Here is a 16,555-nt window from a genome sequence, read left to right on the forward strand (position 1 = left end):
TTGTGGATAACTTTACGTAAACATATATAAAACATATAGTTAAGGGAAGTGTTTGACACTTCCCTTTTTTGTATTACTCTATAACATATTACCCTTGTGTTTATTTAGTATCATTTTGCGTTATAAAACTGAAAAAATTACCAATCCGAGATACGGAAACCAAACCTTGCCCATGCTGGTTGATACGCACAACCAGTGCTTACCAGAACCTAGTGCGGCGATCTGGGGATGGGATTTATGGCTATCCTCCAAATACAACACAACCCTCAATCGCCTGAATGATCTTTGCGTGTTTTATGAATACTGCGCTAATGAGCATCAAACGTTTTTCGAAGAAGCTGCCAAACTCAATATATTGACCAATCGCCAAGTCAATAACCTTGGTACTTTCCTACTGCACAATTTCAACTATGAGTTAGAGGACGGCGTAAGTATCGCCCCCTCGACTTACAACCGACGTATTGATTCCATCATTTTATTTTTGAAGTTTCACTACAACCGTTATATTGAAAGGCTTGATGACTACGATAAAAAAGAACAAGTTCAAAAATCAGTCGATAGAGCTTGTGGCTGGATTGCAAAGAAACGTTACTCAAAAGCGCAAGTCGATAATGCTACTAAGCAGACAGAACCATTAAACAACGATGAAATAGACATAATCAAAAAGATAATACGCCCTTCTACTGACTCATTTACCAATGAAATCAATCCATTTCGACGTCAATTACAGGTGCGTAATGCTTGTGCCATACTGCTTTTATTGGAATTAGGATGTCGAGCATCCGAGTTAGTGCTCATTCGTTCAGATCAAGATCTAAAGCTAACGACAAATCCCACAGTCGTTATTCAATTTTCAGAAGACTCAGCGTTCAGAAACCGTAAAGATGGTGCGTCACATAAAACTCGCTTTAGAGAGCTGCCGATCAGTCGTGGTCTAGCAGCACTCATTTTAGAGTATCTTGAAGAACATCGTCCCATTCTTAGGAAACCTTTTAAAGGGAGCCTAACGGAATATCTATTTATCAGCGAAAAAGATGGTGGTGCTCTGACAACGTCAGGGTTGGATTATATGATCACTAAAATATATCAAACGATCCCAAACCTTGCTGATGTCATTCATCCACATCGATTCCGTGTTACACGAGGCACAGAACTACGCAGTAACATCGATACAAATTACGAAGATTCTAACTCCCCAATGACACAAGCGGGTGAAACACAGGATTTATTGACCACATGGGGCGGCTGGTCAACAACCAGTGATATGACAAGGCGATATACACAAGCCCACCTGCAACGAAAGATCAGTGATTATTTAAGAGGAAAGGAAGACTAAATGGCGCACGCACTAACGATTTATTTACCAGAGCAAGATAACGATCCTTATCAAGACCTATATGATGAAGTAGCTCGGTTAAATGGCGATTATGACCCATTTCCTGCCCAGTTCACCTCATTTCACGGTCAAAAAATCTCTATAAGAGAAAGCAATCAGCGGCTTAAAACTAAGCTCCAAATTATCAATGTTGGAAAGAGCAATCAAAATTACACTCTCTCAGAGTCATACTCAGATTATCACTACCTAAACTACATAGCTGTAAAGTGCTGGATAGACTTCGCAATTGAACGTTCACCAGCATCCATCGGTCATTTATCATATGGATTTCAGGCTCTTAAAGGTATCAAATTATCAGATAAAGCTCTTAACAATGAACGTGCATTTTCTAAAGAAATTGCTTCAAACATATCTTCGATAATACAGAAAAACAAAGACAATCAAATGATTTGGCTGTCGATGCGAATGTTTGCAAATTACGCTATAGAAAATGCATATTGGGGCTTTGATGAAAATCTAATATTTAAACTGGATGAAATAAAAATCCCCAATTCTGGTGGAAAACTAAGAGTATCTCTTCTCGATCACGAAAACGGACCTTTTACTCGTACCGAAGTAGCACAAATAGCTCAAGCCATTCATCAAGAGAATGTTCCATTACAAACCCGCGTTTGTTTTAAATTAGCAATGCAATTTGGCTTACGACCAATTCAATTAGCTCTGTTAAGAGAAGATGATGTTTATTACGACGACAAACTTTTAGCTTGGTTTATTAACATTCCCCGTGTAAAAGGTAGAACAGCGCAGCTTAGACGGAATAAGAACAATTTCGTATTGCGAGAGTTACCAAACCATCTAGCAGAGGATATCTCTGAACTAAACAAAACAAATTCAGAAATCAATATGCTTGACCTCGAAGGCAATAGTCTTCCTCGTCCTCTTTTAAAAGCAGAAACGTGCCATTTAGAGTTATTAAGCCAGAAGAAATTAAAAGAATATGCTTGGCATCTGTACTCTAAAAACATCACTGAACTATTCAGATTTAGCAGAAATTTGTTAAACATCCAGTCTCGCCATTTAACTGATGACGACGGCAATCCCACTCCACTTAAGATCACCTGTTACCGCTTTCGCTATACACTCGGTACACGCATGGTCATGGAAGGAAAAACCCCTGAAGAAGTTGCAATAGCTTTGGATCACAGTACCGTTGCCAGTGTGCAGCATTACTTTCGATATAACCGAGACTTAATTGATTTTATCGACGACAGTTTCGAGTCATCTAACACCATCAAAAGTGCAGTTATGAGATGGCAAGGTTTCATCGTCGATGAAGACGATGGCAGTGTCGAAGGCTCTTTAATTAGAGTGAGTGACATAGCGAGCCTTGGTAAGTGCTTAAAGAAAACTCAATGCGAGATGCACCCTACTGTAAGTTGTTATAGCTGCTCTCGTTTCCGCCCCTTTAAAAATGCAGACCATGAAGCACAGCTTAAAGTCATTGAAGCTGAGCGAGACTTCGTAAAAGCCAATTCATCAGGTGCAGTTTTACATCAACTTGATGAAGCGTGGGAAGGCGCTATTCAAATCGTTGAAGCCATTAAGTCAATGAAAGGCGGTGAGTAATGAATAGCGTAACGCAACTTGGGCACCATAGGTTCAATAAGCAACAGACTAGACTATTAGACGCTGTAAAAGAACTGATTGAAGAGGAATTACCGACGTTTAAATCTATGCAAGAGAATAGAACGTTAATTGGTGGATGGGACGACTTCTACTGGACTTATCAAAACAAAAATATCTATTTCACAAAACGATATGATAATACTGGCGAATTAGTCACAGGCAAAACACCTTTTGAAGCTAGAGTCCCTATGGACGGCATATGGTGTGATATAGCCAAGCTTTACACGCTTGTACATATTAAAAAAGGTAAGGCTAACAAGTCAGTTGTCGCTTCGATTGCTGGCTGTTTCTGGCTTGCTGACCACTTCAATTATGAACTCGACAGCATAATTACCTTAAAGCAAGCAGACATTGACGAGCTTCCAAGCACGCTCGATAAGCACTTTGCAAAACGTTCTGTCTTCGAAAAATACAAAGAAACCGTCGCTTTTGTAAAAACCTTCTTAGTACCAAAAAAATTGTGCCCATCATTTGCTCCAAAAGTAAAGATGGCAAATCCTGCCAACAAGCAAAACGATGTCACAACCAAAGAATACCGAAATCGACGAGACAAAAAATTCAACGTTGATATAGACAAGTATATTGGTATTGCTAAACGTCGATTTGAAGCAGACCAAACACTTAGTTCTGAAGGGAAAGAACCTATCTACCCTAAAATGAAATCAGGCTATGATGAGCTTCGATTTTTAGCTATTCCATTCTTTATGGCCTTTGGACTTCGCATTGGCGAAGTCTGTCGATTGCATAAAGACTGTATTGGCTTTGATGAAACCAATCAACGCTGGTATTTGCGAGTTCTCACTGAAAAAGGAGAACTCGCTTCAGCACGCCCTGTCCCCTTAATGTGGCAAGAAATCATCCTCGAATCACATAAACGCATTTTAGAAATTACAAAGCCGTTTAGAGCACTTGCAAAAAGTATTGAGCAACATAGAGAACAAGCGATTATTAACGTACTGCACTTCTCTGATAGAGATGAATATTTTAAATCGGCGTTCCAACAAGCAGGCTATGAACCTTCGAGTTACTTTGTACGAAGTGAGGTAGGCAAAACTGGCGAAATTCATTCAACAGGCGTAAGTTTTAACAGCCTTAGAGAGAAAGGAACTTATAGTGATGCTGTTGTTGATAAAGTTTCCATAAAACTCTTCCCACACAAAAATAAAAACACTCAAGTGGTTATTTCCAAAACGCTTCTCAGTGAAATTGCTATTCGACGCTACAACGATATGCAAAAACAAGTCTATGAAAGTAATGATGATGGCGAAGATATAACAGAGGAAATCGTTTCTACCTCTTATGCTTTTAAGATGCCTTTCAGCGATTTTTTGTTTATAGCAAAAGAAGATACCTTTGATGACGGCAGCAATTCTCACGGATTTTTACCATTACCGATGAGACCGAAATCATTTACAAGATGGCTCAAAAAAGACACTTCCAGAGCAAAAAGCCTGTTTCAGCGTTTTGATGTCCGCGATGACGATGGAAATATCGTCAATGTGGAGTCTCACCAGTTTAGACACTGGCTAACGGATGCCATGAAACGCTCTGGTAAAAACGAAATGATGATCGATTTGTTCATGGGTCGTACCGCAGGACAAAGTCGAAATTACGACCATAGAACAGCTAAAGAACGTGCAGAAGAAATACGTGAACGTTATCTATCTGAAGACTCCATTCCTGATGATGTGCTCGGCAGACGTATTAAACGCATGAGAGAAAACAATGTGTCACTTGACGAGATTGAAATGGCGCTTAGCCATACACTTTCTGTCGTCCATTTCACGCCTTGGGGAACCTGTAATCGAGACTTAGATGTTAGCCCTTGCGAGAAAGGCATGATGTGCTTAAGAAGCAACGATGGAGATGCCTGTCAGCATTTCGGCATAGACCCCAACGATGAAAAAGCCAAGGCATCTATTATCAATACCAAAATACACTATGAAAACCAGCTAAGTGTGCTGCTCCCAAACTATCAAGAGCTAAGTGAAACATTGAACAAACAGGAGCCGTTAGATCAACACGTTCAATACTGCATCGATACCATCAAAGGGTGTGAGAATGCGCTAAAAGCCTATGAACGACAAAGCAAAAACAGCGGTCAGCTAATTGATATTGTTCAAGTCTACACGCCAGAGGTAAACGATGAATAAGCAACCTAAGAAAAAAGATCCTAAGTGGCTTGCTGATGCCCTAATGTCACTTAAATTTTTCGAGTCAAGCCCTGAGTACAAACATGAATTCAAACATGAATATTTCGCCTCGCAATTAGGTGTAAGTAAGCCGACATTGTATCGCTGTGATAAGTACATGACAGAGTTTCAAAGAGTCAAAGATTTACTTAAAGAAATAAAAGTTGATAAGCCACCATCCGATGGTGTTCCTATCTCTGGTGATAAAGAGAAAATAGCGAAACTTGAAGCAAAAGTAGCAGAGCAAGCCGAGACAATTTCTATATTGCAGTTAAGACTGAATGACTGCTACCAGATGCTTGAAGACCAAGGTGTTGATCCTGAATTCGTTTACCCTAAACGCCTTAAGAAACACAAGGAGGCGTAAATGAGTAACCCAAAAGCCCTGCAAAACCTTGAGCGCTTCCTTGCTTTCGTTAATACCAGAAATTGCGAAGCTGACTGGGAAGACTTCGTGTTGCCCAACAGACTAGATCTCAATAAAAAAATGATAGCTAGAGAATGTGAATTTGACCGAAAACGCATTACGGAAAACTCAAAGATCAAAGCAAAATACAATGTGGTTAAGACTGATTTAATTGCAAAAGGCATCTTAATTGAAGATAACAGAACGCCTTCAGAGCAGCACTCGGCCAAAGCAACTATTGGCAAATCCAGCGTTGATAAGCGTATGCTGAAAAAATCTCAAGAAACCAACGCAGCACTGGAAGAACAATTATATAAAACCACAAAAGAGCTAGAAGAAGCAAAAGCCAGACTCAAACGACTCACCGCAATTGAAGACTACTTATTAGCGTCAGGACGACTGTAATGGGTGTGTTTGAAGGTGAGCTACAAATACGCAAAATACGCCGTCGTGGTGGTAGTGGTGGCGTTATATTTTCAGCCGTAGCCATCGGTAGCAATCAACGCTTTGTGGTTAAAGCCAACCACAAAATTGCTCGCTCACCTAGCCTTTTTAGAGAAATGCACATCTGGCATGTAAAAGGCCAAGTCGAGCAAACGCCGATCAAATGGAAAGATGGCACGACTGTGATTGAGAAAACCATCACACCGACAAAGATGGACTTTGTTAAAGCGGCTCACGAAAACCTCAAGCGCTTATTGGCTGAATCGCCTGACTTTAAAGGTATCAGTGAAATCAAAGCAGAAAAGCTTGTGACCTTCTTTGGCGACACCCTGTACGACATAGCTCGAAATAAGGATATTGAACGTTTATTGCCAATTGTGGGTCAGGAAGTGGCTCAGCGCATCATTGATGGGCTAAATCAATACGAAGAGTTAGGCGCATTACGTCTACTTGATGAGTTAGGAGTACCACCTCATATTGGCGATTCTGTCATCACCATATGGGAACAGCAAGCGTATGAGCAGATCAAAAAGAATCCGTATCTCCTAACCGCATTCATGGCAGATTTATCAGCAATCGATGCCTATGCCCTAGACCGTCTAAAAATGAAAGAAGATGCACCTGAGCGCCTTATCGCTTATGCAAAACAAGTAATGTTTAATGGCTTTAACTCAGGTAATACGTGTCTCGAAACAAGCAAAGTGAAATATCAACTTAACCGTTTGCTAGGAAAAGCGCTTGGCACAAAGGCATTTGACGAGGCTGTAGAACAAGGGGAACTACTTGTTCACGATAGCCTTGTGCAAGTAAAAAGCATGGATATTGTTGAGTCTTCGGTTGCCAGTATCATCAAGCATTTGCATGAGAAAACATACAGCCCTGCTCTCGCCAAACAAGTTGATAGCGTTATTGATACGTTCGAGTTAGGCGTTGGCTTTTCACTCACAGAGGAACAACGAAATGCTGTACTGCAATGCTGCACCAACTCCATTACTTTACTCACTGGCGGTGCTGGTTGCGGTAAGACAACTGTCATAGAAGCCATCTGTTACGCCCTAGAGAGCTTAAATCAAACTAAGCAAGTCATCCTTATGGCGTTAGCAGGAAAAGCCGCACAGCGTATTACAGAAGCGACTGGCAGAGAAGCAATGACAATTGCTGGCTTCATGCACAATGTAAAACCAGAAGACATTGACGACGACGCAGTGATAATCGTCGATGAAGCGTCTATGGTGGATATTTTATCGTTGCTGAAAGTATTAAAGCGTGTTCCAAAACGTGGGCGTATCATTTTAACGGGTGACCAAGAACAATTACCACCTGTTGGAGTTGGGCTTGGCTTACACGTATTAGTCAATCTATCCTTGGCTAATCCTCATCTGTCAGTTGTAAAACGCCAATCAGAAAGCTCAGGTATTCCAAACATTGCTTCAGCGATACGAAACTACCCAGCAAACAAAATCGAAGTACCATTCACCCAATATAAAGGGTTAGGCAATGGTGTCAGCTTTATAGATTGTGAGCCTAGTAACATTGAAGCGATGTGTATGAAAGTCTACAAAGAACTTGGTGGTAATGGCACTGATGATAACGTGGTATTGCTCTCATCCGTTAAGCACCAAGAAGGCGGCGTAGTTAACCTAAATAGCCACGTTTACGATGAGTTTGCACTTGGTGAAAAGCTAACACTAGAACATACCGAGCTTGGCAATGTAAACCATAACATTGACGGCAGACCTCTTAAGGTTGGCGAGATGGTCATGTTCACTCGCAATGACTACAAAAAGGACATTCGCAACGGCTCTGTTGGAAAAGTATTGAGCTTCAATGATGAAACGGTGACCATTGACTTTGAAGGTAACATCGTTGAGCTAGCACTGAATGATTTATGCAATATTGAGCGTGCTTATGCGATGACTGTACATAAGTCTCAAGGCTCTCAATATGAGCGGGTCATTATCGTAGTTAAAAACAGCAGAAATATTGATAGGCACTTGCTTTACACCGCAGTGACAAGAGCTAAAAAGCAAGCGATTTTCGTCGGTTGTCGATGTACATTTTATTCTGCATTACAAAAGTCTAATGCTTTAAATCGACGAACCCTTCTCCACAACCACTTTGAACGTGTTGTAGATAATCGATAGGGTTACCGTTACTAGATTTACCGTATCGATATAAGCAGCATATATGTAAAATGAAACGAGAATTTACCAAAAAATAGGCCACATTATGCCAAACAGAACTATTAGCAAACTGGCAAAAGAAGTTGGGGTGAATGTCGAAACTATCCGCTTTTACGAGCGCAAAAGTTTAATCGAACAACCTGTTAAACCAGAGACAGGCTACCGACATTACTCTGATGATATTGTGAACAGAGTGAGATTCATTAAACGTACCCAAGAATTAGGATTTTCTTTAAAAGAGATTGAAAATCTACTTAAATTAAACGACGCCCCATGTAGCCAAGTTCAAGATTTGGCTGAAGCCAAGCTAGAATCTGTAGCCGATAAGATCAGTGATTTAAAAAAATTACAAAAGGCGTTAACCGAGTTGGTTGGTTTATGTCATTCTAATGCCGATAAAAACACCTGCCCAGTCATTGACTCACTTCAACCGAATTCAAAATAACAAAAAACGCTTGACTCCGTACCTAGATACGGCATTTATACTCTAGTTAAGTTCATAGACTGGAGTATGAAAAATTGAACCAAGATTCAAACTTACCTTTGATTAGTGGGGTAATTGCAGCCATTGGTGCAGGATTATGCTGTGCTGGACCGTTGGTTTTGCTTTTACTCGGCATTAGCGGTTCTTGGATAAGTAACCTAACGCTATTAGAGCCATACAGACCAATCTTTATAGTTTTGGTTATTGCTGCATTTGGGTTCGCAGGCTGGAAAGTTCATCGACCTATCGAAAAATGTGAGCAAGGCACTGCATGTGCAATTCCAAAAACAAGAAAACGCAGACAAGTCACTTTTTGGGTATCTTTATTAGTCGCACTTGTACTTGTGACGAGTAATTACTGGATCATTTGGTTTGCGTAAGTTTTCGAAAAATATTTAAAACGGAGAATATCATTATGAAAAAATTAATAACTTGTTTATTACTTAGCGTGTCGGCGGCGTCTGTTGTGGCAAAAGAACAAACGGTTACGCTGGAAGTTCCTACCATGAACTGTGTGACCTGTCCGATTACCGTTAAAAAAGCCTTAGAAAACGTTGATGGTGTGAAACTCGCCAAAGTATCGTATGACACTAAATTAGCGTTGGTAACATTTGATGACGAAAAGGCCACCATCAAAGCACTCACTGATGCCACAACGAATGCGGGCTACCCATCCAAGAAAGTTAAGTAGTCTTATGAAGAAACTACTGAATATAACCACACGTTTTGGAGAAAAAGCAGGTGCTATTGGAGCGCTCGTTTCCGCGATGGGGTGTGCGATGTGTTTCCCTGCAATTGCCAGCTTAGGCGCTGCAATTGGCATGGGATTCCTGAGTCAGTGGGAAGGACTGTTTATCAATACCTTATTGCCCTTTTTTGCTTGGGTTGTACTCGTACTAAATGGTTTAGGATGGCTGAGTCATAAACAATGGCGACGAAGCGCCATCGGTATGATAGCTCCCGTCTTTTTACTATTGTCTTTGTACCCTTGGTTTAAATATGGGTGGAGTACATACGTAACCTATTCAGCGCTGGGGTTAATGGTCTTGGTATCGCTGTGGGATATATTTTCACCTGCTTACCATCGCTGTGATGACACATGTGACACAACTGACAATATTGGCGCTAAGGAGTTAAAATGATCAAGTTAAGTATTCAAGGCATGACATGCCCCAGTTGTGCACCTAAGGTTCACAATAAAATTATCAAACTAGAAGGCGTACTTGACGTTTCAGTCTCTTATGAAGAGAGTTTAGTCTCAATCACTCCTTCAGAAGATTTCAACGTCCAGAGTGCAATTGACGCCTTAGAATCAGAGGGCTACCAATCTCATGTGCAGAAGAATTCTTGCTGTGCACCTGAGCAATTTGCATCAAATGAAAAAGAACTACATGTTGCCATTATCGGCAGTGGTTCTGGCGCATTCGCTTGTGCAACTAAGGCGGCTGAAGGTGGCGCAAAAGTTACCATCATTGAAGGAGCTGATGTTATAGGTGGCTGCTGCGTAAATGTTGGTTGTGTGCCATCTAAAATATTGATCAGAGCCGCACAACTCGCAGAGCAGCAACGTAACAATCCATTTTCAGGTCTTGAAAATCAACAACCACAATTAAATCGAGCCTTATTGTCGCAGCAACAGTCGGCTCGTGTTGAAGAATTGAGACATGCTAAATACCAGAACATATTAGATACAAACCCTTCCCTGAGTCTTATCAAGGGGTATGCACAGTTCAAAAACGCCAGCACTCTGATTATTGATAAACCAGACGGTGAACAACAAGAAATCAGTGCGGATAAAATTTTAATTGCTACGGGATCTACTCCCACCATTCCAGAAATCAATGGGTTGAGCGATACACCTTATTGGACTTCCACAGAAGCACTATTTGCGACTGATTTACCAGAGCATTTGGTTGTTATTGGTTCGTCGGTAGTAGCACTAGAAATTGCTCAGGCGTATCGTCGGTTGGGTTCTGAAGTCACGGTGCTTGCAAGGCATACCTTACTATATCGGGAAGACCCGCTATTAGGTGAAGAGTTGGAGAAGTGCTTCAAAAAAGAAGGCATCAATGTTCTTACCGATACGAGTGCCAATAACATTGCCCATGATGGTAAATACTTTATTATCGATTCAAACAACGGTCGAATTACTTCTGACAAACTACTTGTATCTGCGGGACGTCATGCAAACACTGAAAAGCTCAACCTAGAAGCGGTGGGTGTACAAGTTACCGAGCTAGGCGAAGTAATGGTCGATGCAAAGATGCAAACAAATGTCGAAGGTATATATGCAGCAGGTGACTGCTCAAACATGCCACAATTTGTTTACGTAGCGGCAGCCGCAGGTAGCCGTGCAGGAACGAATATGACTGGTGGTGACGTGAGTTTAGATCTAACGACTATGCCTGCCGTTATTTTTACCGATCCCCAAGTAGCCACGGTAGGATTAACAGAAACTCAAGCGAACCAGCAAGGCATCAGTACGATAAGTCGGGTGTTACCAATGGAAAATGTGCCTAGAGCATTAGCAAACTTTGAAACTGACGGGTTTATTAAATTAGTTGCAGAGGAATCCACAGGTAAGCTGATAGGCGCACAAATATTAGCTCATGAAGGAGGTGAGCTTGTTCAAAGTGCAGCACTTGCCATTCACAACAAGATGACAGTTGAAGAACTTGCAGGACAATTATTTCCCTACCTGACAATGGCAGAGGGATTGAAACTATGCGCTCAAACCTTTCATAAAGACGTATCTGAATTATCCTGCTGCGCAGCTTAATCGCTATCCCAAACAAGTTGAAGCTAGTGCTTACACTAGCTCTCTTTTTATTCAACGATCATAGCAAACACCTTCTGTTCTTCTTATCTCAGACGTGTAATTTGGCAACACTAAATTCAACTCTCCCCTAAGATACTGATAAATCGTCCTATTATTCTCGATAAGATTTAACGTTACAGGATGAACTAAAACAGGCTAAATATGATAGTATCAAAGTAGCAAGTTGAACTTGTTAAGAAAGCCAACAAAAACCTATTTTTGATAGCCTTTTTAATGATACTTATTTATACTGATAGAAAAGAATTTAAGGATTAAAGTTATGTTTGTGAAGAGTGCAAGAGATAACAAGGCGTGCAACCAACCCACCCACTCAGTGATACTAAAAAACTCACGACATAACAAAATTTAATTAAGACGTGAGTAAGCAGTGTGCTTGCTCACTTTTTTGCGTTATCGAGTATTAAAAAATATGTCTTATTCTACATTTAGCAGAAATCATAACGACCAGTTAAAAGAACCAATGTTTTTTGGTCAAACTGTAAACGTGTCACGTTATGACCAGCAGAAATACCCTATTTTTGAAAAATTAATTGAAAAGCAACTCTCTTTTTTCTGGCGTCCAGAAGAAGTTGATGTATCTAAAGACCGCTTAGATTTCCAAGCGTTGCCAGAGCATGAAAAGCACATTTTTTTAAGCAACTTGAAATATCAAACATTGCTAGATAGTGTGCAAGGCCGTTCACCAAATGTTGCATTATTGCCTATCGTTTCAATCCCAGAGCTTGAAACTTGGATTGAAACTTGGGCGTTCAGTGAAACAATTCACAGCCGTTCATATACACATATTATTCGTAACGTAACGCAGTCACCTGAAGTTATCTTTGACGACATCGTAAGCAACGACAAAATCAATGAGCGTGCTGATGCGGTTACTAAATATTACGACGAACTAATCGAAAAGGTATCAATTTATAACCTTTACGGTGAAGGTAAGCATGTAATTAATGGTGAAGAAGTTCGAATTAACTTATTTGAGCTTAAGAAACTACTTTATCTTTGCATCATGTCTGTAAACATTTTAGAAGCTATTCGCTTCTATGTCAGCTTCGCTTGCTCATTTGCTTTTGCTGAGCGTGAACTAATGGAAGGTAACGCAAAGATCATCAAGCTTATCGCCCGTGACGAAGCCCTTCACCTTTCTGGTACGCAGCATATTCTTAATATTATGCAAGAAGGTAAAGACGATCCTGAGATGTCTATTGTTGCAGCGCAATGTGAAGCTGAAGCAATTCGTATGTTCGAAGAAGCGGCACAGCAAGAGAAAGAATGGGCTGAATACCTGTTCAAAGATGGCTCTATGATTGGTCTAAACAAAGACATCCTTTGCCAATATGTTGAATACATTACTAACACACGTATGTCAGCAGTTGGCTTAAAGCCTATTTTTGAGACAAAGAGCAATCCAATCCCGTGGATCAATGCCTGGTTGGTATCAGACAACGTGCAAGTTGCTCCGCAAGAAGCTGAGATCAGCTCTTACCTAGTCGGTCAAATCGACTCTCAAGTCGATGCATCTGACTTCGGTGATTTCGATTTATAATGAATTCGAAACCCAGTTCTAAAATATCTATTGAAGAACATTCTGAGCCGCTAACATTTGCGGCTCAGTGCCCTTCCATACTAGATGCACTCGAAAAAGCAAATATTGAAGTTACTTATCAATGTAGAGAAGGCTTTTGTGGTGCATGTAGAGCCAAACTTAACTCAGGTGAAGTGATTTACAACCAAGAGCCGTTAGCTTTTGTAAGAGATGGTGAAGTGTTAATGTGTTGCTCTAAACCTTTAACTGATATTTCAATCACATTACTCTAGTTTTAACAAAGTTGTTTTACTTCTGTTTGATAATAACCTGACTTATCACTCACACTCATCGAATTCTGTTCAATTAAAATGTCCCAATGCATACTATTGGTTAGATTTGTTTTTAGATCTTCTAAGAAGCTAGCTTTAATGCTAAAAATACTAATATTGTGATGTTGTATTAAGTGTGATGAAACTTCTTTGTACCAATGCTCACCATCGATAGTTAAAATCAAAAGTCTATTATAAAGTTTACATAGTCGGGTAATTTCGCTTATGTCTAACTCTGACACATATAAAGCTAAGACAATCTTTTGCTCATCGTTTTCACACCAAACATCCGGATACGATTTGTCTGACTTTTGATTCAAAAAAGTACGTTGATTATAAGAAAGTGCACAAAACCCTAGTATCCTAAGTAAAAAGTGCTCTAGACTTTCTCTTTTTGCAACAGCAGCTGTAAACACTTCTATATGATTTGCATGGTGAAAAAGATCCGCCACTTTTAACCTTGCTTTAAAGACAAAAGGTTTGCTCATCAGATACTCCTATCCCTAATGAACTAACTTTAGGTCAAAAATGCGATAATTCAACAAAGCTACAGTATAACATTCGTTGATCGCAAGCATGGTGTTGTTATACCATAACCATAACTGAGAACATTAATGAAGTACTAAGATGAAAAAACACTCTATAATTGCGACTGCAATTCTGACAGCTTTGTCTGCAGGCAATGCATATGCTGCGCAAATCACTGGCAAAGTGATTGACTCAAACAAACAACCTATATCTGGTGCTAAAGTTCACCTACATGGTAAAAAACAATCTGTTATTACTGACAGGTTTGGTAAATTTAGCATCAATACTGATTCTGATAGTCAGCTACACATCACTAAAAACAACTACATCGACCAGCGAATTGATATCAAAGCAGATCAAGGTAACGTACTAGTGTCTTTAGAGCCTAGTTCAGTTGAAAGCATTGTTGTCTATGCCTCTGCCCTTCATAAAAATAATTTAGAAATGGCGTCACCTGTTTCAGTTCTATCTGGCGATGAATTGAAAAAGCAAGCTAAGCCAACTCTAGGCGAGACACTTAAAGGTCAACCTGGTATTAATGCAAGCTACTTCGGGCCAGTATCTTCTAGCCCAATTATTCGTGGCTTAGATGGTCCAAGAGTAAAAATTACGCAAAATGGTTTAGATAGCAGTGACGCTTCTCGTATTGGCCCAGATCACGCAACAACTAATGAGAGCTTATCTGCCGAACAAATAGAAGTATTACGCGGCCCAGCAACCCTACTTTATGGCTCTGGTGCAATAGGCGGTGTTGTAAACGTTGTAGATAACCGTATTCCAACAGACATCATTGAGACATCAACCGGTGCTGTAGGGTATAGCTTCGATACTGTGTCTAACACGAATACTTATGCTGCTTTATTCGAAACAGGTAAAGATGGATTCAATTTCCATTTTGACGGTGTAGTCAGAAATGGTAAAGATTATGACGCACCTGAATACCCTTCTCATGAAGAGCATGATGAACATGAAGAGCATGATGAACATGAAGAGCACGGTGAACATGAAGAGCATGAGGAACACGAAGAACTTTTAAAATCAGTACCAAATACATTCATCGACTCTCAACAAGTTAATTTTGGTACCAGCTATGTAAATGACCACCTGACCGTAGGCTTCTCATTTGGCAGAATTGATACAGACTATGGCATTCCTGCGCATAGTCACGCTCATCATGACCATGACCATGACCATGACCATGACCATGACCATGACCATGAAGAGGATGAACATGAGTCTCATGAAGACGAAGGCCATGACGAAGAAAGTGTTTTTGCACGTGTAAAACAAGACCGTTGGCAAGCACTTTTAAATTACGCACTTCACAACGATTACGTTGAAAATATTAATGTGAAAGCAGGTTTTACAGATTATCAACACAGTGAAATTGAAGGCGGCGCTGTAGGCACTACTTTCAAAAATAAAACGTCTGAATTAAGAACCAGTGTTGAGCATAAACTTGCTGGTTGGCATGGCATTATTGGCTATCATTTCTCTGATAGTGATTATGAAGCACAAGGTGCTGAAGCATTTACACCAGCTACTGAAACAACGAGTCATGCGCTTTATGTCTTAGAAGAAAAGCAGTTTGGTGATTTTACCCTTGAGCTTGGTGCTCGAATTGAAGATTACCAACTTTCTAGTGTTATCTCTGAGGAAGCACACGAAGAACATGACGATCACGAAGAGCATGAAGAGCATGAAGAAAAGCGTTTATTTGCATATGAGTTAAACCAAACCAATATGAGCTACTCAATTGGTGGTGTATATGATTATGCCGAAGGACAGAACATTGCTGTTAACTTGTCACACTCTGAACGCTCACCTTTAACTGCTGAATTACTCTCTAACGGTACGCATATCGCAACAAGTACTTATGAGTTAGGTCTTGCTTATCATTTAGAAAATGGTGAAGCCCACTTCGAACCAGAAGATATTCAACAAGAAGTTTCTACGAACTTTGACATCAGCTTTAGAAAATTCACTGGTGATTTTGGTTACACACTAAACTTCTTCTATAACGATGTAGAAAACTATTATTACCAAGAAAATACTGGTTTAATCTACTCTTCTGAGCACGGTATTGAAGAAGCAGATCATGAGCATGAAGGTGCGTTACCTGTATACCAATTCAAAAGCCAAGATGCTGAGCTATATGGTTTTGAACTAGATACTCACTACAAGCTGAATGAAGAAAACACGATTAAGCTATTTGCTGATTCAATTACGGCAAAACTAAAAGACTCAAGTTATTTACCTCGTATTCCAAGCAATAAAATTGGCATTAAGTACGAATACGCACTCGACAATTTAGTTGCTGACTTAACTGTGACGCGTTACGCAACTCAAAATAACATTACCTCTTATGAGAGTAAGACAGCTGGTTATACATTAGTAGATTTAAGTATGCAGTATGATTTTGATATTGCAGGCAATGACGTAATGGCTTATTTCAATATTGATAACTTAACAGATGAATTAGGCTTCGTTCATACCTCTGTAATTAAAGAGCAAGCACCGCTTCCTGGCAGAAACTTTAAATTAGGTGTCAGAGCATTCTTCTAAATTTAAAGTAATCACACTAAAAAAAGGCCAATTTATTGGCC

At 40.1% G+C, this 16,555-nt stretch carries 15 protein-coding genes; 14 read left to right on the plus strand and 1 reads right to left on the minus strand.

Annotation, left to right across the window (positions count from 1 at the left end):
- The first annotated feature begins 52 nt into the window (after window positions 1-52).
- The 13 genes from C1E24_RS13590 to yfaE all read left to right on the plus strand — a co-directional run bounded on the left by C1E24_RS13590 (window position 53) and on the right by yfaE (window position 13,382).
- Window positions 53-1,336: a site-specific integrase gene (locus tag C1E24_RS13590; protein ID WP_138482303.1), complete on the plus strand. Its 1,284-nt coding sequence runs from the start codon at window positions 53-55 to the stop codon at window positions 1,334-1,336.
- Window positions 1,337-2,962 (plus strand): tyrosine-type recombinase/integrase, encoded by a 1,626-nt coding sequence (locus C1E24_RS13595; RefSeq protein WP_138482305.1) that lies wholly within the window; start codon window positions 1,337-1,339, stop codon window positions 2,960-2,962.
- A complete protein-coding gene (locus tag C1E24_RS13600; protein WP_138482307.1) occupies window positions 2,962-5,175 on the plus strand; it encodes a hypothetical protein in 2,214 nt (737 codons plus the stop codon). The genes C1E24_RS13595 and C1E24_RS13600 overlap by 1 nt, the downstream gene beginning before the upstream one ends.
- Window positions 5,168-5,581, plus strand: a complete 414-nt coding sequence (locus tag C1E24_RS13605) for a hypothetical protein (RefSeq protein ID WP_138482309.1) — start codon at window positions 5,168-5,170, stop codon at window positions 5,579-5,581. Before C1E24_RS13600 ends, C1E24_RS13605 begins: the two co-directional genes overlap by 8 nt.
- Window positions 5,582-6,025, plus strand: coding sequence for a hypothetical protein (locus tag C1E24_RS13610; RefSeq protein WP_138482311.1), 444 nt, complete (start codon window positions 5,582-5,584; stop codon window positions 6,023-6,025).
- Complete coding sequence (locus C1E24_RS13615; protein ID WP_138482313.1) at window positions 6,025-8,208, plus strand: ATP-dependent DNA helicase; 2,184 nt, start codon at window positions 6,025-6,027, stop codon at window positions 8,206-8,208. The genes C1E24_RS13610 and C1E24_RS13615 overlap by 1 nt, the downstream gene beginning before the upstream one ends.
- A gap of 85 nt (window positions 8,209-8,293) precedes the next feature.
- Entirely contained in the window at window positions 8,294-8,692 is a 399-nt protein-coding gene (merR, locus tag C1E24_RS13620; protein WP_138482315.1) for an Hg(II)-responsive transcriptional regulator, read from the plus strand.
- Between the two features lie 74 nt (window positions 8,693-8,766).
- Window positions 8,767-9,111, plus strand: a complete 345-nt coding sequence (locus C1E24_RS13625) for a mercuric transporter MerT family protein (RefSeq protein WP_138482317.1) — start codon at window positions 8,767-8,769, stop codon at window positions 9,109-9,111.
- Window positions 9,112-9,146: 35 nt separating this feature from the next.
- Window positions 9,147-9,422: a mercury resistance system periplasmic binding protein MerP gene (gene merP, locus C1E24_RS13630; protein ID WP_020743018.1), complete on the plus strand. Its 276-nt coding sequence runs from the start codon at window positions 9,147-9,149 to the stop codon at window positions 9,420-9,422.
- Between the two features lie 4 nt (window positions 9,423-9,426).
- Window positions 9,427-9,873 carry an organomercurial transporter MerC gene (gene merC, locus C1E24_RS13635; RefSeq protein ID WP_138482319.1) on the plus strand — a complete coding sequence of 149 codons (447 nt, stop codon included), beginning with the start codon at window positions 9,427-9,429 and terminating at the stop codon, window positions 9,871-9,873.
- Window positions 9,870-11,510, plus strand: a complete 1,641-nt coding sequence (gene merA / locus C1E24_RS13640; RefSeq protein ID WP_138482321.1) for a mercury(II) reductase — start codon at window positions 9,870-9,872, stop codon at window positions 11,508-11,510. Before merC ends, merA begins: the two co-directional genes overlap by 4 nt.
- 469 nt (window positions 11,511-11,979) lie before the next feature.
- Complete coding sequence (gene nrdB, locus C1E24_RS13645; RefSeq protein WP_138482323.1) at window positions 11,980-13,110, plus strand: class Ia ribonucleoside-diphosphate reductase subunit beta; 1,131 nt, start codon at window positions 11,980-11,982, stop codon at window positions 13,108-13,110.
- Window positions 13,110-13,382 carry a class I ribonucleotide reductase maintenance protein YfaE gene (gene yfaE, locus C1E24_RS13650; RefSeq protein WP_138482325.1) on the plus strand — a complete coding sequence of 91 codons (273 nt, stop codon included), beginning with the start codon at window positions 13,110-13,112 and terminating at the stop codon, window positions 13,380-13,382. Before nrdB ends, yfaE begins: the two co-directional genes overlap by 1 nt.
- Before the next feature lie 2 nt (window positions 13,383-13,384).
- Here yfaE and C1E24_RS13655 read toward each other — a convergent pair whose 3' ends face one another.
- Window positions 13,385-13,909 (minus strand): YaeQ family protein, encoded by a 525-nt coding sequence (locus C1E24_RS13655; RefSeq protein ID WP_138482327.1) that lies wholly within the window; start codon window positions 13,907-13,909, stop codon window positions 13,385-13,387.
- 139 nt (window positions 13,910-14,048) lie between these two features.
- Here C1E24_RS13655 and C1E24_RS13660 point away from each other — a divergent pair, with 139 nt between their 5' ends.
- Complete coding sequence (locus C1E24_RS13660) at window positions 14,049-16,514, plus strand: TonB-dependent receptor (RefSeq protein WP_138482329.1); 2,466 nt, start codon at window positions 14,049-14,051, stop codon at window positions 16,512-16,514.
- Window positions 16,515-16,555: the final 41 nt, after the last annotated feature.

This window comes from Pseudoalteromonas phenolica (genome assembly GCF_005876835.1).
Taxonomy (GTDB): domain Bacteria; phylum Pseudomonadota; class Gammaproteobacteria; order Enterobacterales; family Alteromonadaceae; genus Pseudoalteromonas; species Pseudoalteromonas phenolica_B.

What these genes read in the sequence shown, in the direction of transcription:
- C1E24_RS13595 (WP_138482305.1), top strand. Translation starts at nt 1,337, where the DNA reads ATGGCGCACGCACTAACGATTTATTTACCAGAGCAAGATAACGATCCT.
- C1E24_RS13600 (WP_138482307.1), top strand. Translation starts at nt 2,962, where the DNA reads ATGAATAGCGTAACGCAACTTGGGCACCATAGGTTCAATAAGCAACAG.
- C1E24_RS13605 (WP_138482309.1), top strand. Translation starts at nt 5,168, where the DNA reads ATGAATAAGCAACCTAAGAAAAAAGATCCTAAGTGGCTTGCTGATGCC.
- C1E24_RS13610 (WP_138482311.1), top strand. Translation starts at nt 5,582, where the DNA reads ATGAGTAACCCAAAAGCCCTGCAAAACCTTGAGCGCTTCCTTGCTTTC.
- C1E24_RS13615 (WP_138482313.1), top strand. Translation starts at nt 6,025, where the DNA reads ATGGGTGTGTTTGAAGGTGAGCTACAAATACGCAAAATACGCCGTCGT.
- merR (WP_138482315.1), top strand. Translation starts at nt 8,294, where the DNA reads ATGCCAAACAGAACTATTAGCAAACTGGCAAAAGAAGTTGGGGTGAAT.
- merP (WP_020743018.1), top strand. Translation starts at nt 9,147, where the DNA reads ATGAAAAAATTAATAACTTGTTTATTACTTAGCGTGTCGGCGGCGTCT.
- merC (WP_138482319.1), top strand. Translation starts at nt 9,427, where the DNA reads ATGAAGAAACTACTGAATATAACCACACGTTTTGGAGAAAAAGCAGGT.
- merA (WP_138482321.1), top strand. Translation starts at nt 9,870, where the DNA reads ATGATCAAGTTAAGTATTCAAGGCATGACATGCCCCAGTTGTGCACCT.
- nrdB (WP_138482323.1), top strand. Translation starts at nt 11,980, where the DNA reads ATGTCTTATTCTACATTTAGCAGAAATCATAACGACCAGTTAAAAGAA.
- yfaE (WP_138482325.1), top strand. Translation starts at nt 13,110, where the DNA reads ATGAATTCGAAACCCAGTTCTAAAATATCTATTGAAGAACATTCTGAG.
- C1E24_RS13655 (WP_138482327.1), bottom strand. Translation starts at nt 13,909, where the DNA reads ATGAGCAAACCTTTTGTCTTTAAAGCAAGGTTAAAAGTGGCGGATCTT.
- C1E24_RS13660 (WP_138482329.1), top strand. Translation starts at nt 14,049, where the DNA reads ATGAAAAAACACTCTATAATTGCGACTGCAATTCTGACAGCTTTGTCT.